The 22,103-nt window shown below is 59.8% G+C and carries 25 protein-coding genes; 14 read left to right on the forward strand and 11 right to left on the reverse strand.

The annotated features are described in order from the left end of the window. Positions 1-63: 63 nt before the first annotated feature. Positions 64-1,356 (forward strand): amidohydrolase family protein, encoded by a 1,293-nt coding sequence (locus tag PY308_RS02025; RefSeq protein WP_275787500.1) that lies wholly within the window; start codon positions 64-66, stop codon positions 1,354-1,356. Between the two features lie 73 nt (positions 1,357-1,429). On the opposite strand, the gene PY308_RS02030 is transcribed toward PY308_RS02025, so the two are convergent. From PY308_RS02030 to PY308_RS02040, 3 genes are all read right to left on the reverse strand, one after another. Continuing rightward, entirely contained in the window at positions 1,430-2,764 is a 1,335-nt protein-coding gene (locus tag PY308_RS02030) for a hypothetical protein (protein WP_275787502.1), read from the reverse strand. A gap of 61 nt (positions 2,765-2,825) precedes the next feature. Next, complete coding sequence (locus PY308_RS02035) at positions 2,826-3,752, reverse strand: DUF817 domain-containing protein (RefSeq protein WP_275787505.1); 927 nt, start codon at positions 3,750-3,752, stop codon at positions 2,826-2,828. A 10-nt stretch (positions 3,753-3,762) separates the two neighbouring features. Then, the gene (locus tag PY308_RS02040; protein ID WP_275787507.1) at positions 3,763-4,389 is read right to left on the reverse strand and encodes a ribonuclease D; all 627 of its coding nucleotides are present in this window, start codon (positions 4,387-4,389) and stop codon (positions 3,763-3,765) included. A gap of 141 nt (positions 4,390-4,530) precedes the next feature. Between PY308_RS02040 and PY308_RS02045 the strand changes: the two genes are divergently transcribed. Together PY308_RS02045 and PY308_RS02050 are read left to right on the forward strand one after the other, a co-directional pair. Continuing rightward, the gene (locus tag PY308_RS02045) at positions 4,531-4,836 is read left to right on the forward strand and encodes a hypothetical protein (protein ID WP_275787509.1); all 306 of its coding nucleotides are present in this window, start codon (positions 4,531-4,533) and stop codon (positions 4,834-4,836) included. 85 nt (positions 4,837-4,921) lie between these two features. Beyond that, entirely contained in the window at positions 4,922-5,953 is a 1,032-nt protein-coding gene (locus PY308_RS02050) for a hydroxyacid dehydrogenase (protein ID WP_275787510.1), read from the forward strand. 36 nt (positions 5,954-5,989) lie between these two features. Here the strand turns inward: PY308_RS02050 and PY308_RS02055 are convergent, their stop codons facing one another. The 6 genes from PY308_RS02055 to PY308_RS02080 form a co-directional block, all read right to left on the reverse strand. Further along, complete coding sequence (locus tag PY308_RS02055; RefSeq protein ID WP_275787512.1) at positions 5,990-6,301, reverse strand: hypothetical protein; 312 nt, start codon at positions 6,299-6,301, stop codon at positions 5,990-5,992. 18 nt (positions 6,302-6,319) lie between these two features. Next, positions 6,320-6,514 carry a hypothetical protein gene (locus tag PY308_RS02060; protein ID WP_275787514.1) on the reverse strand — a complete coding sequence of 65 codons (195 nt, stop codon included), beginning with the start codon at positions 6,512-6,514 and terminating at the stop codon, positions 6,320-6,322. Between the two features lie 484 nt (positions 6,515-6,998). After that, positions 6,999-7,877, reverse strand: coding sequence for a YsnF/AvaK domain-containing protein (locus tag PY308_RS02065; RefSeq protein ID WP_275787515.1), 879 nt, complete (start codon positions 7,875-7,877; stop codon positions 6,999-7,001). A gap of 17 nt (positions 7,878-7,894) precedes the next feature. After that, the gene (locus PY308_RS02070; RefSeq protein WP_275787517.1) at positions 7,895-8,269 is read right to left on the reverse strand and encodes a DUF2382 domain-containing protein; all 375 of its coding nucleotides are present in this window, start codon (positions 8,267-8,269) and stop codon (positions 7,895-7,897) included. A 420-nt stretch (positions 8,270-8,689) separates the two neighbouring features. Next, positions 8,690-8,962 (reverse strand): hypothetical protein, encoded by a 273-nt coding sequence (locus PY308_RS02075; protein ID WP_275787518.1) that lies wholly within the window; start codon positions 8,960-8,962, stop codon positions 8,690-8,692. 165 nt (positions 8,963-9,127) lie between these two features. Continuing rightward, positions 9,128-10,900, reverse strand: a complete 1,773-nt coding sequence (locus PY308_RS02080) for a sensor domain-containing diguanylate cyclase (RefSeq protein WP_275787519.1) — start codon at positions 10,898-10,900, stop codon at positions 9,128-9,130. A 163-nt stretch (positions 10,901-11,063) separates the two neighbouring features. Here PY308_RS02080 and PY308_RS02085 point away from each other — a divergent pair, with 163 nt between their 5' ends. Genes PY308_RS02085 through PY308_RS02095 form a run of 3 tightly spaced genes read left to right on the forward strand, consistent with a single transcriptional unit; the run spans position 11,064 to position 12,172 of the window. Continuing rightward, a complete protein-coding gene (locus PY308_RS02085; RefSeq protein ID WP_275787520.1) occupies positions 11,064-11,294 on the forward strand; it encodes a hypothetical protein in 231 nt (76 codons plus the stop codon). Between the two features lie 20 nt (positions 11,295-11,314). Further along, positions 11,315-11,773 carry an RbsD/FucU family protein gene (locus PY308_RS02090; RefSeq protein ID WP_275787523.1) on the forward strand — a complete coding sequence of 153 codons (459 nt, stop codon included), beginning with the start codon at positions 11,315-11,317 and terminating at the stop codon, positions 11,771-11,773. A 30-nt stretch (positions 11,774-11,803) separates the two neighbouring features. Further along, positions 11,804-12,172 (forward strand): PfkB family carbohydrate kinase, encoded by a 369-nt coding sequence (locus tag PY308_RS02095; RefSeq protein ID WP_275787525.1) that lies wholly within the window; start codon positions 11,804-11,806, stop codon positions 12,170-12,172. On the opposite strand, the gene PY308_RS02100 is transcribed toward PY308_RS02095, so the two are convergent. Further along, positions 12,068-12,697: a GntR family transcriptional regulator gene (locus PY308_RS02100; protein WP_434064229.1), complete on the reverse strand. Its 630-nt coding sequence runs from the start codon at positions 12,695-12,697 to the stop codon at positions 12,068-12,070. The two genes, PY308_RS02095 and PY308_RS02100, sit on opposite strands and share 105 nt — an antisense overlap. 350 nt (positions 12,698-13,047) lie before the next feature. On the opposite strand from PY308_RS02100, the gene PY308_RS02105 reads away from it, so the two are divergent. The 8 genes from PY308_RS02105 to atzF are packed head-to-tail and all read left to right on the forward strand — an operon-like array spanning position 13,048 to position 21,359. Next, on the forward strand, positions 13,048-14,178 hold the full coding sequence (locus PY308_RS02105) for a BMP family ABC transporter substrate-binding protein (protein ID WP_275787528.1): 1,131 nt from the start codon (positions 13,048-13,050) through the stop codon (positions 14,176-14,178). Positions 14,179-14,195: 17 nt separating this feature from the next. Beyond that, a complete protein-coding gene (locus tag PY308_RS02110) occupies positions 14,196-15,344 on the forward strand; it encodes an ABC transporter permease (RefSeq protein ID WP_275787530.1) in 1,149 nt (382 codons plus the stop codon). After that, positions 15,344-16,270, forward strand: coding sequence for an ABC transporter permease (locus PY308_RS02115; RefSeq protein ID WP_275787531.1), 927 nt, complete (start codon positions 15,344-15,346; stop codon positions 16,268-16,270). The genes PY308_RS02110 and PY308_RS02115 overlap by 1 nt, the downstream gene beginning before the upstream one ends. Positions 16,271-16,281: 11 nt before the next feature. After that, on the forward strand, positions 16,282-16,998 hold the full coding sequence (gene biuH / locus PY308_RS02120; RefSeq protein ID WP_275787533.1) for a biuret amidohydrolase: 717 nt from the start codon (positions 16,282-16,284) through the stop codon (positions 16,996-16,998). Further along, on the forward strand, positions 16,995-18,545 hold the full coding sequence (locus tag PY308_RS02125; protein WP_275787534.1) for an ABC transporter ATP-binding protein: 1,551 nt from the start codon (positions 16,995-16,997) through the stop codon (positions 18,543-18,545). The genes biuH and PY308_RS02125 overlap by 4 nt, the downstream gene beginning before the upstream one ends. Continuing rightward, positions 18,545-19,207 (forward strand): cysteine hydrolase family protein, encoded by a 663-nt coding sequence (locus PY308_RS02130; RefSeq protein ID WP_275787536.1) that lies wholly within the window; start codon positions 18,545-18,547, stop codon positions 19,205-19,207. Before PY308_RS02125 ends, PY308_RS02130 begins: the two co-directional genes overlap by 1 nt. Continuing rightward, on the forward strand, positions 19,207-19,560 hold the full coding sequence (locus tag PY308_RS02135) for a cupin domain-containing protein (RefSeq protein ID WP_275787539.1): 354 nt from the start codon (positions 19,207-19,209) through the stop codon (positions 19,558-19,560). Before PY308_RS02130 ends, PY308_RS02135 begins: the two co-directional genes overlap by 1 nt. Next, positions 19,557-21,359, forward strand: coding sequence for an allophanate hydrolase (gene atzF / locus PY308_RS02140; protein ID WP_275787544.1), 1,803 nt, complete (start codon positions 19,557-19,559; stop codon positions 21,357-21,359). Before PY308_RS02135 ends, atzF begins: the two co-directional genes overlap by 4 nt. Before the next feature lie 57 nt (positions 21,360-21,416). Here atzF and PY308_RS02145 read toward each other — a convergent pair whose 3' ends face one another. Further along, complete coding sequence (locus tag PY308_RS02145; protein WP_275787547.1) at positions 21,417-21,674, reverse strand: hypothetical protein; 258 nt, start codon at positions 21,672-21,674, stop codon at positions 21,417-21,419. Between the last annotated feature and the right edge of the window lie 429 nt (positions 21,675-22,103).

Consider the following 22,103-nt stretch of genomic DNA (forward strand, 5'->3'; position numbering starts at 1 on the left):
TTTTCGTTTGTCAGGGACAATCGGTGCTCCCTTATCCCTGACAAACTCTATGGAGGCCACAGCATGTTCGACCTGATCATCCGCAATGCCAACCTGCCCGATGGCCGGCAAGGCTTCGACATCGGTCTTTCCGGCGGCAAGATAACCGCCATCGAGAAGCGTCTGGCAGCGTCAGCCGGCGAACAGATCGACGCCAGCGGCCGGCTGGTCAGCCCGCCCTTCTGCGATCCGCACTTTCATATGGATGCGACGCTCTCGCTCGGATTGCCACGCATGAACGTGTCCGGCACGCTTCTGGAAGGCATCGCGCTCTGGGGCGAGTTGCGGCCCTTGCTCACGAAGGAAGCCCTCGTGGAACGGGCACTGCGCTACTGCGACCTCGCCGTCAGCCAGGGCCTGCTCTTCATTCGCAGTCATGTCGACACGTCCGATCCGCGGCTGGTGACGGCAGAGGCGCTGATCGAAGTGCGCGAGCGCGTCGCCCCCTATATCACGCTGCAACTCGTCGCCTTTCCGCAGGATGGCTACTACCGGGCGCCGGACGGCGAAAAGTCCCTTGAGCGCGCGCTCGACATGGGCATCGATATCGTCGGCGGCATTCCGCATTTCGAACGCACCATGGACGACGGCCGCCGCTCGCTCGAAACGCTCTGCCGGATTGCCGCGGAGCGTGGCCTGCCTGTCGATATCCATTGCGACGAAAGCGACGATCCGATGTCGCGCCATATCGAGGCGCTCGCAGCCGAGACCGTGCGCCATGGGTTGCAGGGACGGGTGGCGGGATCGCACCTGACATCCATGCACTCCATGGACAACTACTATGTCTCCAAGCTCATTCCGCTGATGGCGGAAGCTGAGATCAACGTCATTCCCAATCCGCTGATCAACATCATGCTGCAGGGGCGCCACGATACCTATCCGAAGCGTCGCGGCATGACCCGGGTTCGCGAATTGATGGATGCGGGTCTCAATGTCTCCTTGGGTCAGGACTGCACGATGGACCCCTGGTATTCGATGGGCTCTGCCGACATGCTGGAGGTCGGCCATATGGCCATACATGTGGCGCAGATGGGCGGTATCGAGGATAAGAAAAAGATCTTCGACGCGCTGACCGTCAATTCGGCAAAGACCATGGGGCTGGAAGGCTATGGTCTGGAGGTCGGCTGCAACGCCGATCTCGTCGTGCTGCAGGCCGCCGATGTCGTCGAGGCCCTCAGGCTCAAGCCGACACGCCTTCTGGTCGTCAAGGGCGGCAAGGTCATTTCTCGAAGTGCACCTCGTATCGGCGAACTTTTCCTGGAGGGTAGACCCGGAAGCATCGATCCCGGTCTGGACTACGTGCCGGGAGCGCACTGAACATGGTGGCATCCGATTTGTCGGATAGGCAGTATCTCTCTCACGGTGTAAGCGACACCGTGCCTGGCGCAGCCTATGCCGCTTCCTTTTTTGCCAGCAGGTCATAAATACCGTTTTCGTCAATACTGACGGCCAGGATATCGTCCTTCGCCGCCGCTTCGCGGGCTTCCTCGGCAGCCCCGCCGGCGCGGGCCAGCATGACGGCCTGATCCTCGTCGCTCGGGGCCTCCCGAACCTCGGCGGCCTTTTCTTCAAGTGCCGCGGCGGTCGTATCGGAGGAACTGCTCTCCGCGACGGCTTGCGTCTCGGCGATCTCCAGGCCCGCGGCAAGCACCTGGATCGTCTGGATAGCCGCGACGTCGATGCCTTGAGCCGTGCCATCGGCGTCGGGTCCAGGCGTGTCTTCATCCTTGATGGCTGCGTCGTTGCCCTTGGCGATCGCATCGTTAAGCTCTTCGATATCTTCAAGCTTCTCGCCGGCTTCCAGCGACCGGATGGCCTCTTCCCGTTCCTTACGGGTTTCGGCATCATGCACCTTGGTCGGGTCTTTCTCGAGCCGGTCCGCCTTGAGTTCCTCGATCGTCTTCGGATCAGCGACCTCTTCCAGCCGCTGCAGCACCTTGGCGACATCCGCCGTCAGAAATTTTTCCTCGGAGACCCTGTCGTCGAGCGCAGTTGCGATCTTCTGCGCGGCCTCGCCGTAGGGATGCTTGATCGCCTCGACCATCTCCGCTGCGGTGACCCCAAGATCGCGCAGGCCGGATTTCTTCTCCAGCGCAGTGATGTCCTGCACCATGGAAGCCCGCACACCCGCCAGCGCCTTTCCGAATCGCTCGCTGAAAGCAGGCTCCGCTTCTCCTTCTTCCCGCTCGATCCCGAGGCGCCCGGCATAGCGCGCAAGCACCTGCATCATCTGGGACGGCTCCTTGTTCTCCCCGGAGATCGTCGCTTCCAGTTCCTCGACCGAAACACGGAAGCGGGCCAGCGAGACCTTCGGCATGGTCAGCGATTCCAGCACCGTCACCGTCTTCTTGGTGAGGGTTTGAGCCTCGGCTTTCCCGATCATGGTGACGAGCACCAGCGCATCTTCCACGCGCGTGCCGAAGTCTACATCACTTTCACCCTTTTCCTGGGCGATGCCGAGCGCACCGAGGAACCGGGCGCGCAATTGCGCCAGCGGTGATTCGTCCTGTTTCAGAGCGCCGAAGAAATGTTCGTTGATCCTGGCATTTGCGGTCTGCGCCACGGCATCCGGCTTTATGCGCGCCTTGAGAACCTTGTCGTCCTGTTTCCTGCCGCTCGCTTTCTCCTCGTCCTCGAGCCGGCGCTTCTCGATGTCATCGACAATCGAGCGCACCATGGAGGTGACGAGGGTGACGGAGGCTTGCTGGGTCGGGGGCAGTATCATCGGAGCAGTCCATTATCGTCGAGGCTGTGTTTGAAAATAGAACACAACCGTTAATCGCCAATTAACCGCGTCCGCGGAAGGCTGGCCGGTTTTCGGGCGGCCTCGGCCGCAGGACAAGTGTGACGAGAACGAAACTCACATAGAGCAACATGTACCAGGAGCCGAGTTTGGATACGGAAACAGCGTGCCACACCGTCTGGCTCGGATAGATCCAGGTGCCCGTCGCCGTCCCGATATTCTCCGCGATCCAGAGAAACAGGGAGGAGAGAAAGGCCGCCAGCGTCAGCGGCATCCAGAGTGTGGTACGATCCGTGGTGAAGTGGATATTCACCCGCCAAAAGACCGCGATCGTCGCTGCAAACAGAACGAAGCGGATATCCGGCAAATAGTGATGGCTGTAGAAATTGACATAAATGGCCAGCGCAAGAACAACCGTCAGCCACCGTGGCGGAAAATGTGTGAAGCGCATGTCGAAAATACGGATGGTCCGCGCCATGAAAGAACCGACGGACGCATACATGAAACCGGAAAACAGGGGCACGCCGGCGATCTGGATCAGGGCCGGCTGCGGATAGCTCCATGAACCCATCTGGACCTTGAAGATCTCCATCAGCGTACCGACGACATGATAGACGAGGATGACCTTGGCCTCCTCCCAGCTTTCCAGTCTAAACGCCAGGAAAAGCATCTGGACGGATAGCGCGGCGACGAAAAGGAAGTCGTAACGATAAAGCGGCCATTCGGCCTGCCAGACAAGCTTGCTGGCGATCAGCATGGCAAGCATGATCGCTCCGAAGAGGCACGCCCATGCCTGCTTCAGGCCGAAAAGCAGGAACTCCGAAAGCCACCAGGGGAGACGAGCAAGACCGGCGCGCAAGAGGCGACGCAGCGGCTCCAGATAGGGACCGGTTTCGTGATCGCCCCGCTCGTTTGTGTCGATCACGGCGATTGTTTCCGCACCCTTGTCTTCGGCAGGCCTTTTCATCATCTATGGGCCATCAGCTGTGGGCAAAGATGTCGGTTTCTTCCCAGCCCAAGAGATCGAGCTTGGAACGGGTCGGTAGGAAGGCAAAGCAGGCATCGGCATGATCGAGGCGGCCGTCGCGGATCAGCCGTGCCGTCAGCTTGTCACGCAACGCATGCAAATGCAGCACATCGGAAGCGGCATAGTCCAGTTGCGCCTGCGACAGGGTCTCTGCGGCCCAGTCCGACGACTGCTGCTGTTTGGAGATATCGACGTCGAGCAGTTCCTTCAGATTGTCCTTCAGCCCATGACGGTCCGTATAGGTCCGTGTCAACCGCGAGGCGATCTTGGTGCAGAACACTGGTGTCGTGGTGACCCCGAACGTATGGAACAGCACTGCGATGTCGAAACGGCCGAAATGGAAAATCTTCTGCCGGGCGGGATCTTCCAGCATGCCGGCCAGGTTTGGCGCCTGCCTTTGATCCCTGGCGATCCGGATCACGTCGGCGGTGCCGTCTCCCGGCGAAAGCTGAACGACGCAGAGCCGGTCCCGGCGCGGAACAAGGCCCAGCGTCTCGGTGTCGACGGCAATTGCGCCGCGGTATCGCGCCGCGTCTTCGTTGCCGATATCGCCTTCGTGAAACCGTATTGTTTTCGCCATGGAAATCCCCACATCAAGTGCACAGGGTGTCGCGCTTTTTTTGAAGTCGTCGGGCTATAGCGCAAGTTTGCGGGAAGCGATACCTTAACCGGCAGAGCGATGGCCGGTATGCTTTAGGCCGGACCAGATGTTGGAAATGTGATGACAGCGCTTCGCACCTTTGCCCTTTCGGTTTTTCTTTCGGCGGCGTGCCTTGCCACGCCCGCCGTCGCGGAACCTTTCTTCCAGCCCTCCGATGCCTATGCCGATCTTCCGGGTGTCAAAGCCCAGGAGGACGTCGATCGCGAAAATGCCGTTACCTGCAGGGAAGTGCTGGTGCGCCGCGATACCGGGATCAATTCTGGCTATCGGATGGCAAATTTCTGCCGCCGCGGCTCCGGCCCGATCTTTCAGTCCGGTCGCTTGCCGCCTTCGATTATCCGGCAACTGCGTGGCTTCAATTACTGACCGGCTGCACGCTTGCAAATCATCGTCTCTTCCATCAGTACGGGGCATAAGGAGCGCCAGGCTGATCCTGGCTGGGAGAGTGATCATGATCGAAATGCCGCCGCCTCTGGTTCTATCGGCGCCTGAACCGCGAACTCTTGATCTGATCTTTACACCGCAGGCCCTGACGGTCCTGCAAACGAGATACCGTATCGTGGAAGCTGGCCCCGAAAGCGTTGCAGGGCTGGCCGACAACACTCTTGGCGAGGTCCGTTACATTATCGGGCAACCGCCGCTCAGCGCTGAAACGCTGGCCCGAATGCCGCAGTTGCGGTGCATCTTGAATGTCGAAAGCAATCTGATCAACAACATGCCCTATGACATCTTGTTCAGCCGCGGCATTCATGTCGTCACGACAGGGCAGGTCTTCGCCGAGCCGGTCGCAGAGCTTGGTCTTGCCATGGCGCTGAATATTGCGCGCGGCATCGTCGATGCGGATATCGACTTCCGAGAGGGGCGAGAACTTTGGGGCGGCGAGGGCAATGCGCAGGCGCGGCTTTTGTCCGGCGCCGATGTCGGCATTATCGGCTTTGGCGATCTCGGCAAGGCGTTGAATCGTGTCCTGTCGGGATTTCGCACCAACACGCGTGTCTTCGATCCCTGGATGCCGCCATCGATTCTGCTTGATCACGGCGTAACGCCATCGAGCTTGGATGATGTGCTGACCCGCAGCGACTTCATTTTCGTCGTGGCCTCGGTAACCAGCGAAAACCAGCATTTTCTCGATGCGGACGCTTTCTCGAAAATGCGGCCTGGTGCTGCTTTCATCCTGCTCAGCCGTGCAAATGTCGTCGATTTCGGTGCTTTGATGGCGGCCGTCGAACGCGGCCATATCGTTGCGGCAAGCGACGTCTTTCCGGATGAGCCGCTGCCGCTCGATCATCCCGTGCGGCGGCTGAAGGGCTTCCTGCGGTCCGCTCACCGCGCGGGGGCACTTGACAGCGCTTTCAAGAAAATGGGCGATATGGTGCTTGAGGATATGGATCTGATGGACCGCGATCTTCCGCCAATGCGATGCAAACGTGCCGAGCGGGAAACGGTGTCACGGATGCGCTCCCGGCCTGTCACCGTCAATTGAAGCTTTTGGGCCATGCCTCACAGGCATGAGCTATCGTCACAATCCGTTGACGCGATCCATTGCTGCGAGAATGGCGCTTTTGGTCCCGTGACCGGTCTTGTAGAGGGCAAGCATGACGGTTGCGGCATCGCGGCCGTCGGCGCTATCGACAGGCGTGAGGGTTTTCGCGCACCATTCTTCCAGCGCACTGCAGACCATTTCGATTTCGCTCTGATTCAAGGTCATGTCCGATAGAAACGACATTGCCCACCCATCGCCCGAACATTCATTAATCTCCAGTGTAGAGACATAGCGGCTGCCGGCAATCGCCAGATATGGGGATAGCCATAGACCAGCTACCGGCGCCAAGCCGGTCTCCGGATGTCGCTAAGGCCGGTCGGCGGCAACCCAGGATGCTTCCATCAGGGATGCGGCGATCGCCATTGCCAGAAGCTTGCCCTTGGCTCTGACGCTGCCGGTGTCCGGGTCGCGGGCCGACAAAGCAAGGTCCATCCCTTCGCGCATCAGAATTTGCTGGGCCCGGTGCACCGCCCAATTCTCGACATCGTCATTCTCTCGCATTGCTCGCCCCCAGCTAAATCATTTAGCATCGCCGTGCAGCTCTCAATCACCCTGAACGCAGACCTCGCAGGCGAATCATCTGAGCGCGTGAATAGAATGCGACATTTCCAGTAAATCTGAAGTACAACTTCTGAGCGGTAAGAAATTGGACTGCTTGCAGCACTGATCATAGCAGCGGTCATCGGCATCACCCGGTCGGCTGCGCTCGATTTTGCATCAAGGGCCATCCGCGCCAATGCGATCTGCCCGGCACGCTAGCAGGCTGCATCAGTCCGCACGCTGGTTTGACACGTCGTCCAACAAGCGAAGAGGACGGTCAGGGCGCGATGCCAAATCTGAACGCTCCGGCAAAATATGCAGGACATCCGATCCAAACGGACTTTCAAGGTGTCGTGAAAAGCGGATACGCGAACCCGCGTATCCGGCATAATTTCTTGAGCAAAAAAGGCGGCTTAGCCGCCTTTTCCTGTGAAAACTCAGTAACTCAATCCCGACGAATGCCAAGCGTGCCGTCTTTGCGCACTGACCCGTCGTTACGGTCATCCTCAATTTCCACCTCGGTCTTCCGGATTGTGTCGGAAATCGTTTCGCTGCGCTCCTCCGCCGTCTTGCGCAGGGCAATCTCTTCGACGACGCGCGCATCCTTGGAGATGGTTGCCTCTTCGCGATGCTCCTCGGCTTCGATCGTGCGATCCACGAAAGCAGTGTCTGCGCCGCTTACGGGACGGTCCACGGCACGCCGGGTGACCTCGACATTTTCGTCGCGAAGGGAGACATTTTCACTCACCGGCGTTTCCGTCACATAGGAGCGAACCCTGATGCGACCATTGTTGACGTCGCGTTTGCCGACTCGCAATTCCTCTTCGACCACTGGGATGACATCTTCTCGATCCGTCGCAAGGCTCGTTGATGCTCCGGTTGTTCCACTGCTCCGATCATATGTCGATTCAGCAAAATCCCCGTTCGAGGTGGAGCGCGACCAACCTTCCGATTCCCAGGACTGAGACCTTTCGTCGAGATCAATACTGCCCTCGTCATCCAAAATGTCGAGTGCAACGTCGTGCATGCTGGCAGGATAACCGGAAACAGTGACCAGATAGCCGCCGCGGCGAATGCCTTCGGCATAGACGTTGCGATCCTCCTCCGGCATGAACAGATCTGCGAGGGAAGCCCAAAACCCCTTGCTTTCGTCTGTGGTGCTGACAGTTTCATCGCTCCCGCTGGCAATAACACGCACGGCATCGCGGGCGATACCGGCCTCTACAAGTCGTTCGACCGCATGATCCGCATCGGTGCGGCTGTCGAAGAACGCCGTGATTGTGTTTGCTTCTACTGTCGATGTCGTCTGATCTGCATAGGACATTGTTTTCTCCTCGTTGACTATTCTTCTGTTCTCTCGACCGTCGCCGTTTGCTTTCGCAGTGTGACCGGGACGATCACTTCCTCGTTGATCGTGACGCGCCGAATGTGGATTTTCTCGATGAGAAAGAGGCGCTTTTCCATAACCAGTCTTTCCTCCACGACCGGGATGATGGTCACATCGCCCTCGACTCTCGTCTCAGGGACCTCTTCGATTTCGCGGTTTAAATGCTCGCGAACGATCTCCACCCTTTCGCCCGACAATGTAGCGCGCGCCACATCTTCGATGGTGCTGCTGGAAGTCCAAACACGAACGCGGCCCGTTATGACCTTCTGTTTATCGATGCATGAGCGCTCTTCAACGAGTAGAATTCTTTCGTCTTCCCGTTCCGACATTGGTGCCCGCTTTCTTGTCGCCGGAAAACGAAGAAGTCGCAAAAAAGTTCCTGGGACGTTTCGACCGTCAGTCGTTCGGTTAGACTACGCGAACGCAATTCCGGAGGTGCCACCCGGGTCAGCTGAAATCGCCCGACGGCAGGTCAGGCCGAAAGGCTTTTGCCAACTTGGCGTCTCTGGAAGGCATGCATTTTCCGCCGCCAGAGCAGAAACAACTGATGGTGAGCGTTACAGCCATCATTTTTGACTGAGCAAGCCTGTGGAAGTAATCGGCAGAAGATTTCGTTGGGCGGCAAAGCGCTTTTGCAGCCTCGGTTCTCACCAAGCATGAGTCGGGATTGCTGCCGGGCTTTTCAAGGCAGACGGTGTTCGGCCGGCCGTTGCTCCCACCAAGTGACTCTGTACCCTGGCAGATCTGGCCTAAACGACTCGAAGCAGAGGCCTGCGGGACCGCTTGGTAAAGGTCACACTCATCACTCCTGTCCCTGCATCCGTCGCTACCATCACATATCGAAAATGCTCGGCAATGGTTCGCAACTGCTCCGTCGCGGCCTGTGAGAGCTGCCTCTGGATAAGTGCGTGTCCCTGGGCAATCAGAACGCTGACTGCGCCAACCTCGACCCCGAGATCGAATTCAGCATCCCGACCGGGAAACCGCAGCCGCAGATCATCGACGATCTCGATTTTTCGCATCTGATTCTCCTTTGCACCGGAAGCGATTTTTGCGCTGCATGGTGAAGGATTCGTTAAGGCTCGTGAGGGGAGATTGTCTCGATGGGTCTCGTCGTGCGGCATGGAACCGACGGAATTGCCGCTCCTTGCTCCCGCATCAATACCTGGAGCACCGGAAACGAGGAATCAGGCTGCCCGGCGCCCCTCCGCCGTGGCGCCGTCCATGACGACACGGTTTCTCCCGCCGGTTTTTGCGGCATAGAGGGCGGTGTCGGCCAAGTGGATGACATCCTCCAAATCGCGTGCTGACGACGATCCCAAGGCGCAGCCGACGCTTGTTGTGAAACTAATCCGGTGTCCTGCGGCGGTGACGACGGTACGGGCGATCTGCTCGCGCAACCGGTTGGCCATCATCAAGGCGGCGGTTTCATCCGTCTCTCTTAACAGCACGACGAATTCCTCGCCGCCAAACCGGGCAACTTTGTCGGTCGTCCGGATGCCGGAACTGATAATCTCGCCCATCGTGCGAATGACGTCATCGCCGGCGGCATGGCCGAACGTATCGTTGATTCGCTTGAAATGATCGATGTCGAACATCAAAATACTGAAAGGCCGGTCGTAGCGCTTGTAGTAACTCCAGGCGTCTTCCGCGAAGGGAAGGAAGGCCCGGCGGTTCAACAATCCCGTCAAGCCATCGGTATCGGCCAGAAGCTGCAGAGCATGAAGGTCCGCTCCGTAGCGCAATATCTTCTGTTCGACTTCCTTTTTCTGATCCTCCACCTCACGCTGAAGAGCGTCGATAGTAACTGCATCGCTCATTTTCACGCTTTCGGCAGATCCGACGCGTCGCAACAGCGAGCGGACCGCTGCCGACAGTTTGAGAATATCCATGGAACCATGCTGGCGCTCAACGCTCGTGACATTGATCTGGCGCCCGATCAGATCGAGGCTATCGGCAAGCGCCTTCAACGGGTTGGTTATTGATCCGGCCAGCGCCCACGCAACCGCGGACGCGACAGCCGCAACGATGCCGCCGATCAGCAATATCTGCAGAACCAGAGTGTTTGCGGGCGCATAGATGACCGAGACCGGCATGCGGGCGACGACCCGCCAGCCAAGGCCGGGATAATCCCCCTGGCCGCGGGTGGCGACCATGGCTGCCAGCATCGGTGCCTCCCCCGATTTGTCCGTAAACAGGACACCATCCGTCTCTGCCGACTGCGCCAGAAGCGACGCGTCGAGCTTGCGATCGGTGGGGCCGATCAGCAGACTGCCATCGCCTGCCGATACCCAAAGATCAGCGGCGCTTTTCTTGTTTTGGCTGATCAGCACGGTCTGGCGGACATCGTCCGCCCATGTCCAACTCATATGGGCGCCGAGGACCCCCGCCAGCACCCGGTTGCTGTCGAAAACCGGCATCGCGACATCGACGAAACGGAACGGAGCCTCATCCGGCGATGTGCGCAGCAACTTGTCCAGCAGCTTTGCGTCGTGGACATCTTCGACTGTAGCCCGTGTCAGTCCGCCGACAAACCAGGGACGCTGGGCAACCGAGACACCCTCAAGCATTCCTTTTGTGGCGGCGTGAACGATGCCATCGGGCGTTGCGAAGCCAAGCCAAGCATATTCCGGCAAGCTCTCCTGAAGCTGTTCGAGGATTTTGCGGGTGGCCGTTGCATCGTTCCTCCAGACGGCCTGAAGCGGACCAAGATTGGCGATATTCTGGATTTCCCGATATCGCTCGAACATATGCTGGTCGAGCCGGTCTGCCATGTTTCGGGCCAATGCCTGCAATTGCTGGTTTGCGTTTTCTTCCGCGCTACTTTTCGCAACCATGGCTGCCCCGGCGGCAGCAACGCCGACCGCCGCAATGCAGGTGACAGCGGTAACAAGAGCGACCTGGAGACGGATCGTCATCTTGTTTCGGATGGTGTGAAAGGACCAATTGCTGAAAAACACGCGATGTCTCCTGGATGACAAGGAGACATCGGTACCACTCAAGCGTTATTGTCTGGCTAAACAATAGCCGCAAAAATGTGTTAATGCCCGGCGGACACCACCGCGAGAGCTGGCTTTATATCGGACAGGGGTACGACTATGGACGACGAACGAGGTTATTTCCTTGTTCTTCCTGCCGGTCATTCTCCGCTGGACGAGTGTTTTTTGCAGCATTGCCGACAAGTTCGAACGCCAAGATGCTGCCCCTGATGGTGCAAGCCAGACAGGATGGGGAGGCATCAATGGGTGGTCGATGGCGGCCATCGCCACAGCCGCGAACATGCCGCTGGTACTGGTCTGCATTTTTCTCAAGCGCTATATCGTCAAGGGGCTGACGGCAGGCGCCGTCAAATAACAGGGCTCAAGGAGAACACCATGCTTAAAAACATTCATCCTGCGTTGAACGCCGACGTGCTGCACGCACTGCGCTCCATGGGCCATGGCGACACGCTGGTCGTGTCGGACACCAATTTCCCGAGCGACAGCGTCGCCCGCCGGACGGTCGTCGGCCGGCCGCTTGCCATCTCCAATCTTAGCGCGCCGCAAGCGGTTCGCGCCATTCTTTCGGTGCTGCCGCTTGATACGCCATTGCAGAATTCGGCCGGACGCATGGAAGTTATGGGCGCGCCGGACGACATCCAGCCTGTGCAGCACGAAGTTCAGGCTGAAATCGACCGCGCCGAAGGTAAGTCTTCACCCATGTACGGCATCGAGCGCTTCGCCTTTTACGATCTTGCGAAGAAGGCCTATTGCGTGATTTCCACCGGGGAAACGCGCTTTTACGGGTGCTTCCTCTTCACGAAAGGCGTCATCCCGCCGGCATCGGAGGCGTAAGGTCCAAGATGCGTCTTTCCCGAAGTTGTGGTGACAGCCGACGGCGAGGGCGTTGTCTACGCAGACCGCGACGGAAATGAAATCGTCATCCCCGCCGTGAAGGTTCATGTCGAAAGCGCGCATGGCGCTGGAGACGAATTCATTGGTGTTCTCACTGCAGAAATCGCGTCCGGTAAAACGATGAAATGCGCACTTCGAAACACGAATTCAGCGGCTGCCCACGCGTTGGCACCCCCGAAGCGACCGTCTTGGCTCAGGAGAAGCGGAAGGCGTTCCACTGCCCTCAAGCACGATTCACGCGGTAGATTCCGCATCGCGTGCAAAAACGGTGCTGACGTCGCTGACGGTGGCCACATGAGCATAGGCCGCGCGGCTTGCGTTGACGGCATCCGCATTTAAAATCGCGGCGACGATTGCCTCGTGCTCCTCATACGACCGCAATAGACGCCCGGGAAGCCGGAATTGAGCGCGGCGAAACGGAGCAAGACGGGCGCGGGTTTGCGTCGCCAATTCGAAGACATGGTCATTGTGGGCGCCGCGATAAAGACGGGTATGAAACTCGGTATTGTGTGCGGCGTAATCGTCCTCCGCGCCACGATCGACGAGCCGCGCCGACGCCTTGTGTTCGATTTCCAGCATGCGGCGTTCATCCACCGTCATGCGCTCCGCAGACAGGCGGGCGCAGATGCCCTCTAGCTCCGCCATCGCCTCGAACATCGATGCCAGATGCTGCTGCGTCACAGTGGTGACGACTGCGCTCTTGTTCGGCTCACGCTCGACCAGGCCGATGGCGCAAAGCTGGCCAAGAGCCTCGCGCACCGGCGTGCGGGATACCTCGAAACGCGTGGCCAGCGAAATTTCGTCAAGCCGCTCGCCCGGGCGCATGGCGCCGGTGATGATCAGATCGGCAATCGACCGCACCATTTGTTCGACGGTCGTTCCGGATCGGATGATTTCTTTTTTTCTGGCGCTTTTCACGGACCGAATCTGCTTGGATCAAGAGTGCATACAGATGCAGTGCAGGGTCTGCCTTGTCAACAACACCCCACCACCCCGAATTCTCCTTTATTCGCAGAACGATGCAGCCTAACGTCTAAAATTCACGCATGCTTAAAAATAGATCATAAAACTGAAAAATTGCATACAGTTTACGCGATGCAGTTTCACTCAAAAAATTTATTATTATAAAACAATATGATAAAGAATGGCATGGTCATTGCATACAGTTTACTGCAACCCATTTTAACCCGGCATGATGCCGCGAGGAGCCCGCAATGACCAAACTCCTTCCCATGAACCGCCGCAGCTTCCTTCAGACAACGGCCGCTGGTGCCGCAGCCATCGGTCTTGCGCCTTCGCTCTTTTCGACGCCGGCCGTGGCCCAGGCGGCGCTGACTGTCGGTTTCATCTATGTCGGTCCGAAAGACGACTACGGCTATAATCAGGCCCATGCCGAGGGCGCGGCTGTCATCAAGGCGATCTCAGGTGTCACTGTCGTCGAAGAGGAGAACGTGCCGGAGACCGTCGATGTCCAGAAGACGATGGAATCGATGATCAACCTTGATGGAGCGGGCTTGGTTTTCCCAACCTCCTTTGGCTATTTCGACCCCCATATGCTGGCAATGGCCGAGAAATATCCCGACGTGCAGTTCCGCCATTGCGGCGGCCTCTGGCAGGAGGGCAAGAACCCAATGAACACCGGCTCCTATTTCGGCTATATCGGCCAGGGCCAATATCTGAACGGCATTACCGCCGGTTACGCATCGAAGAGCAAGAAGATCGGCTTCGTCGCCGCCAAGCCGATCCCGCAGGTTCTGCAGAACATCAATTCCTTTCTGCTCGGTGCCCGCTCGGTCGATCCGGCAATCACCTGCCAGGTGATCTTCACCGGCGAATGGTCGCTGGCGGTCAAGGAAGCCGAAGCCACCAATGCGCTGATCGACCAGGGTGCCGATGTCATCACCTGCCATGTCGACAGTCCTAAGGTCGTCGTTGAGACCGCTGCCGGTCGCGGCGCCTTCGTGTGCGGCTACCACGCCAACCAGAGCCCGCTCGCCCCCGAAAAATACCTGACGGGCGCCGAATGGGCCTGGGGCAATGTCTACACGAAATTCGTCACCGAGGCGCAGGCCGGCACGCCGCTCGGCAATTTCGTCCGCGGCGGCCTGAAGGACGGCTTCGTCAAGATGAGCCCGCTTGGACCCGGCGTCTCCGCAGAAGCCCGTACCAAGTTCGACGCAACGCTCGCAGAAATGATGGCGGGCAGCTTCTCGGTCTTCAAGGGACCGATCAAGGACAACAAGGGTGGCGATGCGGTCACCGCCGGCCAGGTTCTTGCCGAGGATGCGATCGAGCTTGAAAGCATGGCCTATCTTGTCGAAGGCGTCGTTGGCTCGACATCCTAAACCGAAGGAAGAGCGTCATGACGATCGAGGCGAACAGTCCAACACTCTCTCCGCTTTCCGCACAAACGGCAAACCTTCGCCCCGTCCTGGAATGGCTGGCACGCAGGGCGGAACCGGTAGCGATCTCGCTTGCGGCAATCCTTGCCGGCCTGGCGCTCTTTTCCATCTTCATCGCGGTGGTCGGCAAATCGCCGATCGACCTCTTCAAGCTGATGTATACCGGCGGCTTCGGCAGCTGGTTTTCCATCCAGAACAGTCTCAGCCGGGCCGCCCCCCTTTTGCTCACAGCACTTTGCGTGGCCCTGCCCGCGCGGCTCGGCCTCGTCATCATAGGGGGTGAAGGTGCAGTCGTGCTCGGCGGCGTGGCCGCTGCCGCTGCCGCTCTGCCGCTGACGGGATCCGTTTCGCCCGTCATCGTTCTTCCGGTGATGGCGATTGCCGGGATGATCATGGGCGGCCTCTGGATCGGCATGACGGGCCTCTTGCGCCATTATCGCGGCGTCAACGAAACCATCGCCTCGCTGCTTCTGGCCTATATCGCCATTGCCCTGATGAACCATTTCATCGAAGGGCCACTGCGCGATCCCGCCAGCCTCAACAAGCCTTCGACCACGCCGCTGCCGGCAGAATACATGCTCGGCAATATTCCCGGCATGGATGTCAACTGGGGACTTGTCATCGGCATACTCGCCTGCATCGTCTCCTGGATCCTGATCGAAGCGACGAGCTTCGGCTTCGCCGCCCGCATCGCCGGCGGCAATGTCCGCGCCGCCCAGATTCAAGGCTTGCCTGTGGGACGGCTGATCGTCGGTTTTACCGCGCTTGCCGGAAGTTTCGCGGGGTTGGCCGGCATGATCGAGGTCGCGGCCGTGCAAGGCAGCGCCAACGCATCGCTGGCCGCCGGCTATGGCTATACCGGCATTCTCGTCGCTTTCCTTGCCCGACATAATCCGTTGGCGATCATTCCCGTCGCCATCCTGCTGGGTGGGATTGATGCCTCGGGTGGCCTGATCCAGCGGCGCATGGGGCTTCCGGATGCAACGGTGCTCGTGCTTCAGGGCACGCTCTTCGTGGTGATCCTGCTTTGCGAGACGTTCTACGGCCGCTTCAAGATCTTCAATCCCGACTTTTGGAAAACACCCGCGCTCAAGGGAGGAACAGTCTGATGGAAGACACCGGCATCGGCCTCTGGGGTGTCCCCCTCGCCATCTTCGCAGGCGCCATCCGCGTCTCGACCCCCTTCATTTTTGTCAGCCTGGGGGAATCGATCACCGAACGTTCCGGGCGCATCAATCTCGGGCTTGAGGGCACGCTGGTCTTCGGCGCGATGACGGCCTATGCCGTCGCCGTCATGACCAACTCGCCCTGGCTCGGGGTTCTCGCCGCCATGGCAGCGGGTGCCGTCTTTGGCCTGATCCACGGCTGGATCTGCAAGTACCCGAAGGTCAACGACATCGCCATCGGCATCGCCATGATGCAGTTCGGCCTCGGCCTCGCTTTCTTCCTCGGCAAGTCCTTCATCCAGCCCGTCGCACCGCGCCTGCCGTCCATCCCTCTCGGTGGATGGTCGGATCTGCCGCAGATCCAGTCGGCGCTGAATATCAACGTCCTGTTCGTCATCGGCGGGCTGCTTGCCGTTGCCCTCTGGTGGGCCTTCAGGAATACGAGGGTCGGGCTGATCCTGCGCGTCGTCGGCGACAGCTCGGATGCCGCCCGCGCCATGGGCCTGAATCCGGATACGGTGCGCCTGCTGGCAACGGCCGTCGGTGGTTCGTTCGCGGCCGTGGGCGGCGCCTATCTCTCGCTTTATTATCCCGGATCGTGGAACGAAGGCATATCGTCCGGTCAGGGCCTGATGGCCGTGGCACTGGTTATCTTCGCCCGATGGAACCCGATCGGCTGTTTCCTTGCCGCCCTGCTTTTCGGCGGTGCCGGCGCGCTTGGCCCGGCGCTTCAGTCGGTGGGCGTGACCCAGGGTTACTACCTGTTTTACGCGGCCCCCTACGTACTGACCCTTGCCATCCTCATCGCCACATCCTCGCCCACCCGCTCGCTTGCAGGCGCTCCCGGCGCGCTGTCGATCACGAAATAGGAGCTTTCGCCATGAATACATTGTCCAGCGCAGCGCTATCAGGTGAAAAACTCAGCTATATCGATGCCGATCCCTATCCATGGCCCTACAACGGTGCGCTGCGCCCGGACAACACTGCCCTAATCATTATCGACATGCAGACGGATTTCTGCGGCAAGGGTGGTTATGTCGATCACATGGGCTACGATCTGTCGCTCGTGCAGGCCCCGATCGAGCCGATCAAAAAGGTGCTTTCGGCGATGCGCGCCAAGGGCTACCATATCATCCACACCCGCGAGGGCCACCGGCCCGATCTCGCCGACCTGCCGGCCAACAAGCGCTGGCGCTCGCAGCGCATCGGCGCCGGCATCGGCGATCCCGGCCCCTGCGGCCGCATCCTGACCCGCGGCGAACCCGGCTGGGACATCATCCCGGAACTCTATCCGATCGAAGGCGAAGTCATCATCGACAAGCCCGGCAAGGGCTCGTTCTGCGCCACCGATCTGGAACTCATCCTCAACCAGAAGCGCATCGAAAACATCATCCTCACCGGCATCACCACCGATGTCTGCGTCTCCACCACCATGCGCGAGGCCAATGACCGCGGCTTCGAATGCCTGATGCTCGAGGATTGCTGCGGCGCCACCGACTACGGCAATCATCTGGCGGCGATCAAGATGGTCAAGATGCAGGGCGGTGTCTTCGGCGCCGTATCCAATTCGGACAGTCTCGTGAGGCAACTGCCATGATCCAGATCCGCGATACGCCGCTTCCGCAGACCGGCAAGGCCGTCGGCATCCAGACCATAGGCATGACCATGCGCTTCGGCTCGTTCACGGCGCTCGACAATGTCTCGATCGACATTCCGGCTGGAAGCTTCCACGCGCTGCTCGGCGAAAACGGCGCCGGCAAATCGACGCTGGTCAAGTGCATCATGGGCTTCTACCACCAGACCTCCGGCTCGCTCTCCGTCGATGGCCGCGAGGTCGCGGTGCAGTCGCCGCGCGATGCGGCAACCTACGGCCTTGGCATGGTCTACCAGCAGTTCACGTTGGTGCCGTCACTGACGGGCGCCGAAAACCTCGTCATCAACCGCACCCATGTGCCGGCCATCATCAACTGGGCGAAGGAACGCAAGGATCTTGCCGCCTTCATGGAGCGCATGCCGTTCAAGATACCGCTCGATCGGCCGGTGAGCGAACTGGCGGCAGGCGAGAAGCAGAAGCTTGAAATCGTCAAACAGCTCTATCTCGGCCGCAGCTTCCTCATCCTCGACGAGCCGACATCGGTTCTGACGCCGGCCGAAGCCGACGAAATGCTCGGCCTCGTGCGGGGGATGACCGAGCGCGGCGAACTGACCGTTTTGATGATCAGCCACAAGTTCCACGAGGTGACGAAATTCACCGATGCGGTGACGGTGCTCGGGCGCGGCAAGATGGCCGGTGGCGGATTGGTCAAGGACCTGACAACCAGGGACATGGCCGCGATGATGATCGGCGACGTCAAGCTTGCCGAACTCGATACAAGGCTGCCGGTCCCTGCAGACGCCAAGCCTATCCTCGTGGTCAGCGACATCAAGGCCCCGGACCGCACGGGCCTGAAGATGATCGATATCGGCAATCTAACCGTCCATGCCGGCGAAATTGTCGGCATCGCCGGCATTTCCGGCAATGGCCAGAAGGAGCTCGCCGAGGTTCTAGCTGGCCAGCGGCCGGCGGATGCCGGCAGCATTACCGTCAAGGGCTCCCTCTACGGCGCCACCCGGCAAGAGACGCGCATCAACAATGTCCGCTTCATTCCCGAGGAGCCGCTGAACAACGCCTGCGCGCCGAAAATGACGGTGACGGAAAACCTCGCCTTCCGCACCTTCGACGTCAAGAAGCAGGGGGGTGATGCGCTGTGGCTCGACATGAAATCGATGCGCAAGCGCGCCGCTTCGCTGATCTCCGATTTCAAGGTGAAGACGGCGTCGCATTCCTCACCCATCGCTTCGCTGTCCGGCGGCAACGTTCAGCGCGCGGTGCTTGCCCGTGAACTGACCGGGGACGTCGATCTCCTGATCGTTTCCAACCCCTGCTTCGGGCTCGACTTCTCGGCTGTCGCCGAAATCCGCGCCCGCATCATGAAGGCACGCAATGCCGGCACCGCCGTTCTGTTGCTTTCGGAAGATCTGGACGAGCTTCTCGAAATGTCCGACCGGATCATGGTGATGTCGGACGGCAAGCTCGTCTACGAGACGCCGGCGTTGGCTGCCGATATCTCGGTGATCGGCGCACACATGGCGGGGCATCATTGATGGCAATGATCAAGGCAGAACCCTTCGCCTTCCCGCTCAAGCGCGATGCCATCGCCCTTATTGTAATCGACATGCAGAGCGATTTCGCCGAACCGGGCGGCTTCGGTGCCAGCCTCGGCAACGATGTCAGCCGGATCACCAAGATCATCCCGGATGTCAAACGCCTGATCGAGGGCTTTCGCAATGCCGGCCTGCCCGTCATCCATACGATGGAATGCCACCGACCCGACCTGTCCGACCTGCCGCCCGCCAAGCGCAACCGCGGTAATCCGAGCTTGAAGATCGGCGACGAAGGTCCGATGGGCCGGGTGCTGATAGCAGGCGAACCGGGAACCGCCATCCTCTCCGAACTCGCGCCGATCGAGGGCGAAGTGGTGATCGAAAAGCCGGGCAAGGGCGCCTTTTACGCGACGCCGCTGGGCGACATCCTCAAAGCGCGCGGCATCGAGCAGCTCGTCTTTGCCGGTGTCACCACCGAAGTCTGCGTGCAGACCACCATGCGGGAAGCCAATGACCGGGGCTATGAATGCCTGCTCGCGGAAGAGGCAACCGAGAGCTATTTTCCTGAATTCAAGGCCGCTGCCATATCCATGATCACGGCCCAGGGCGGGATCGTCGGCTGGGTCGGGTCGGTCGACGACATCATCGAAGGAATAGCCTGATGCCTGAGACAACACGCGAAAGCCTGACCGCCGGCGGCTGGAAAACCTTGCCCTTCGAGCCCTTCCGCGACGAGGTGACGATCCACTGGATCCAGCCCTTTGAAAACGACCAGCCAGGTGTCGCGCTGCTGAAATACGAGGCGGGCGCCTCCGTGCCGCGCCACCGGCATATGGGCCTCGAAACCATCGTCGTGCTGGAAGGCACGCAATCCGACGAGGCCGGGGACTACGGCCCGGGCAGCCTTGTCGTCAACACGGAAGGCTCAGAGCATTCGGTCTGGAGCGACACCGGATGCGTCGTGTTGATCCAGTGGGATCGGCCTGTAAAAATATTGCAAGAGGAACTGGCATGACAGACGCGCCTGCATTCGACATCGGCTCCCTGCACGCGGCCTATGCCGACGGATGGCCGGCTTCGGAGATGATCGAAGCAGTGCTCTCCCGCATCGAGGCGGTGGCCGATCCGGGTATTTTCCTGTATCTGGCGAACGGGCAGGAATTGCTGCAGCAGGTGGCTGACCTCGGCACGTTTGATCCGATAACCAAGCCGCTCTGGGGCATTCCCTTCGCCGTGAAGGACAATATCGATGTGGCCGGCATGCCGACCACCGCCGCCTGCCCGGATTATGCTTATCTTCCCGAAAAGGACGCAACCGTCGTGCGCCTGCTGAAGGAAGCGGGCGCCATCGTCATCGGCAAGACCAATCTCGACCAGTTTGCCACCGGCCTTGTCGGCGTGCGCTCGCCCTATCCGATCCCGCGCAATGCGATCGATGCCACGCTGGTTCCCGGCGGCTCCAGTTCAGGTTCAGCCGTCGCCACGGCCCATGGCATCGTCAGCTTCGCGCTCGGCACGGATACAGCCGGGTCCGGCCGCATCCCCGCCGGCCTCAACAACATCGTCGGGCTGAAACCAAGCGTCGGCGCGCTTTCGACAACGGGCGTCATCCCCGCCTGCCGCACGCTCGATTGCGTCTCGATCTTCGCGCTCACCGCCGACGACGCATGGTCGGTGTTTTCCGTCGCCGCACGCCCGGACCCCTCCGATGCCTATTCGAAATCGATCTTGGCCACCGGTCACGGCCCGCTACCGCCCGTGCTGAAAATCGGTGTGCCCGCGAAACACGACCGGCACTTTTTCGGCGACGAGGCCATGGAAGCGGCTTATGTCGCCAGCCTCGAGATGCTGGCGACCCTTGGTCACACACTCGTCGTAGTCCCCTTCGATGATTTCTATGCGACGGCCAACCTGCTTTACGAAGGGGCCTGGGTGGCCGAACGCTATGCGGCGGTCAAGGATTTCTTCGACAGCAGTGAAGCGTCCTTCCATCCGGTCACGCGGAAAATCTACGGCGGAGCAAAGTCGCTGACCGCTACCGATGCCTTCAACGGACTCTACGCCCTGCAGGCACTGAAACAGAAGGTTGCGCCGCTGATCGCCTCTGTCGATCTGTTCTGCGTGCCCACAGCACCGCGCCACTATACCATGGCGGAACTGGAAGCAGAGCCGATCCGGGAAAACGCGCGGCTCGGGACCTATACAAATTTCGTCAATCTGCTCGATATGTGCGGCATCGCCGTACCGGCCGGCATCCGCAGCGATGGTCTTCCCGCCAGCGTCACCCTGCTGGCCGCATCCGGCAAGGATGGATTGACGGCGGCGCTTGCTGCAACGATCCATAAAGCGAGCGGTCTGACGCTCGGAGCAACCGGCTGGACACAACCGGCGGCACGTCCTTCCGCGGACGTTGATGAGCCCGGAATCGATCTGGTCGTTGTCGGCGCCCATCTCTCCGGGATGCCGCTGAACGGCCAGTTGAAGGCGCTCGACGCCCGCTTTGTGAAAACGGCAACGACCGAGGCTGCATACCGCCTCTTCAGCCTCGCAGGCCAGACGCCGGCAAAACCGGGCCTGATCCGCTGCACGGACGATAAGGGTGCGGCGATCGCGGTCGAAGTGTGGCGGTTGTCGCCCGCAGCCTTCGGGCAGTTTGTCGCCGCGATCCCTGCACCACTCGGCATCGGCACCATCACGCTGAGCGAAGGCCGCCATGCCAAGGGTTTTCTGGTGGAAAGCGTCGGCCTTGAGAACGCAATCGATATTTCAGACTTTGGCGGCTGGCGCGCCTTCGTCGATAGTCTGGCTGCATAGCGCCCGTTCGCCCTTCGGACTTGCGCAATCCTTGGGGGCTCGACCGGTACGGCGGTCCTAAGGCGCATTCCTGAGTGGAAACATGTCTTCCCCGTAATGGTGAAGCCTGGTGTGGTGCCGTCGGCACAGCCACCGAACTGTGAGAGGCTCGTCGTATTGATCATGATGAGCATCGACCGCTTCGGCCCCGCAGACCTCACAAGGTTGTTTTTCCAGTTCACCCGCGTTCACGGCTCGCTGTACTGCAAGGTGAGCATCATATTTGCCCGGATTGGCACGGCGCCAGTTCGCTTGACGAGTATCTGTTTTCAGCATCGCTGCAGCCTGCCCATATATGAACCGAATTATGGTCTGAGATGCTTGTAACACAACAACGCGTCCGTTTTGAAGCGAACAACTTATTTGCATGGCGGTGCTGGATAGTGGGTGCAGGGGCGGCGTGGCATCGCGGCAGAATTCCGGAATTTCACTAGCCTCACCTCCTGGGTTTGCGTAACGGCCTGCCGCGCTGGATTGTCGCTGCTTCTTCAAGGATGAGGGCGTGCATTTCCGCATAGCTGCACTGCAGCAAAGTCTCTTTAAAATGCCGCAAAAACGGCTATCTTGACCTTATCGAAGCGATGCACCTCCTCCCGCAAAGCTTCGGTCTCAGATGCTCCGCTCCTCCTCCCAGGGGCGTCTGTCTGAACAGCAGCACTTCTCCTCATAAGCTGCCTGTTCGGTTCTTTTCGAAAAGCCTGCCGC

It is taken from the genome of Pararhizobium gei (assembly GCF_029223885.1).
GTDB lineage: Bacteria > Pseudomonadota > Alphaproteobacteria > Rhizobiales > Rhizobiaceae > Pararhizobium > Pararhizobium gei.

Coding starts and splice junctions, on each gene's coding strand:
- PY308_RS02025 (WP_275787500.1), top strand. CDS start 64: ATGTTCGACCTGATCATCCGCAATGCCAACCTGCCCGATGGCCGGCAA.
- PY308_RS02030 (WP_275787502.1), bottom strand. CDS start 2,764: ATGATACTGCCCCCGACCCAGCAAGCCTCCGTCACCCTCGTCACCTCC.
- PY308_RS02035 (WP_275787505.1), bottom strand. CDS start 3,752: ATGATGAAAAGGCCTGCCGAAGACAAGGGTGCGGAAACAATCGCCGTG.
- PY308_RS02040 (WP_275787507.1), bottom strand. CDS start 4,389: ATGGCGAAAACAATACGGTTTCACGAAGGCGATATCGGCAACGAAGAC.
- PY308_RS02045 (WP_275787509.1), top strand. CDS start 4,531: ATGACAGCGCTTCGCACCTTTGCCCTTTCGGTTTTTCTTTCGGCGGCG.
- PY308_RS02050 (WP_275787510.1), top strand. CDS start 4,922: ATGATCGAAATGCCGCCGCCTCTGGTTCTATCGGCGCCTGAACCGCGA.
- PY308_RS02060 (WP_275787514.1), bottom strand. CDS start 6,514: ATGCGAGAGAATGACGATGTCGAGAATTGGGCGGTGCACCGGGCCCAG.
- PY308_RS02065 (WP_275787515.1), bottom strand. CDS start 7,877: ATGTCCTATGCAGATCAGACGACATCGACAGTAGAAGCAAACACAATC.
- PY308_RS02070 (WP_275787517.1), bottom strand. CDS start 8,269: ATGTCGGAACGGGAAGACGAAAGAATTCTACTCGTTGAAGAGCGCTCA.
- PY308_RS02075 (WP_275787518.1), bottom strand. CDS start 8,962: ATGCGAAAAATCGAGATCGTCGATGATCTGCGGCTGCGGTTTCCCGGT.
- PY308_RS02090 (WP_275787523.1), top strand. CDS start 11,315: ATGCTTAAAAACATTCATCCTGCGTTGAACGCCGACGTGCTGCACGCA.
- PY308_RS02100 (WP_434064229.1), bottom strand. CDS start 12,697: ATGGTGCGGTCGATTGCCGATCTGATCATCACCGGCGCCATGCGCCCG.
- PY308_RS02105 (WP_275787528.1), top strand. CDS start 13,048: ATGACCAAACTCCTTCCCATGAACCGCCGCAGCTTCCTTCAGACAACG.
- PY308_RS02110 (WP_275787530.1), top strand. CDS start 14,196: ATGACGATCGAGGCGAACAGTCCAACACTCTCTCCGCTTTCCGCACAA.
- PY308_RS02115 (WP_275787531.1), top strand. CDS start 15,344: ATGGAAGACACCGGCATCGGCCTCTGGGGTGTCCCCCTCGCCATCTTC.
- biuH (WP_275787533.1), top strand. CDS start 16,282: ATGAATACATTGTCCAGCGCAGCGCTATCAGGTGAAAAACTCAGCTAT.
- PY308_RS02125 (WP_275787534.1), top strand. CDS start 16,995: ATGATCCAGATCCGCGATACGCCGCTTCCGCAGACCGGCAAGGCCGTC.
- PY308_RS02130 (WP_275787536.1), top strand. CDS start 18,545: ATGGCAATGATCAAGGCAGAACCCTTCGCCTTCCCGCTCAAGCGCGAT.
- PY308_RS02135 (WP_275787539.1), top strand. CDS start 19,207: ATGCCTGAGACAACACGCGAAAGCCTGACCGCCGGCGGCTGGAAAACC.
- atzF (WP_275787544.1), top strand. CDS start 19,557: ATGACAGACGCGCCTGCATTCGACATCGGCTCCCTGCACGCGGCCTAT.
- PY308_RS02145 (WP_275787547.1), bottom strand. CDS start 21,674: ATGCTGAAAACAGATACTCGTCAAGCGAACTGGCGCCGTGCCAATCCG.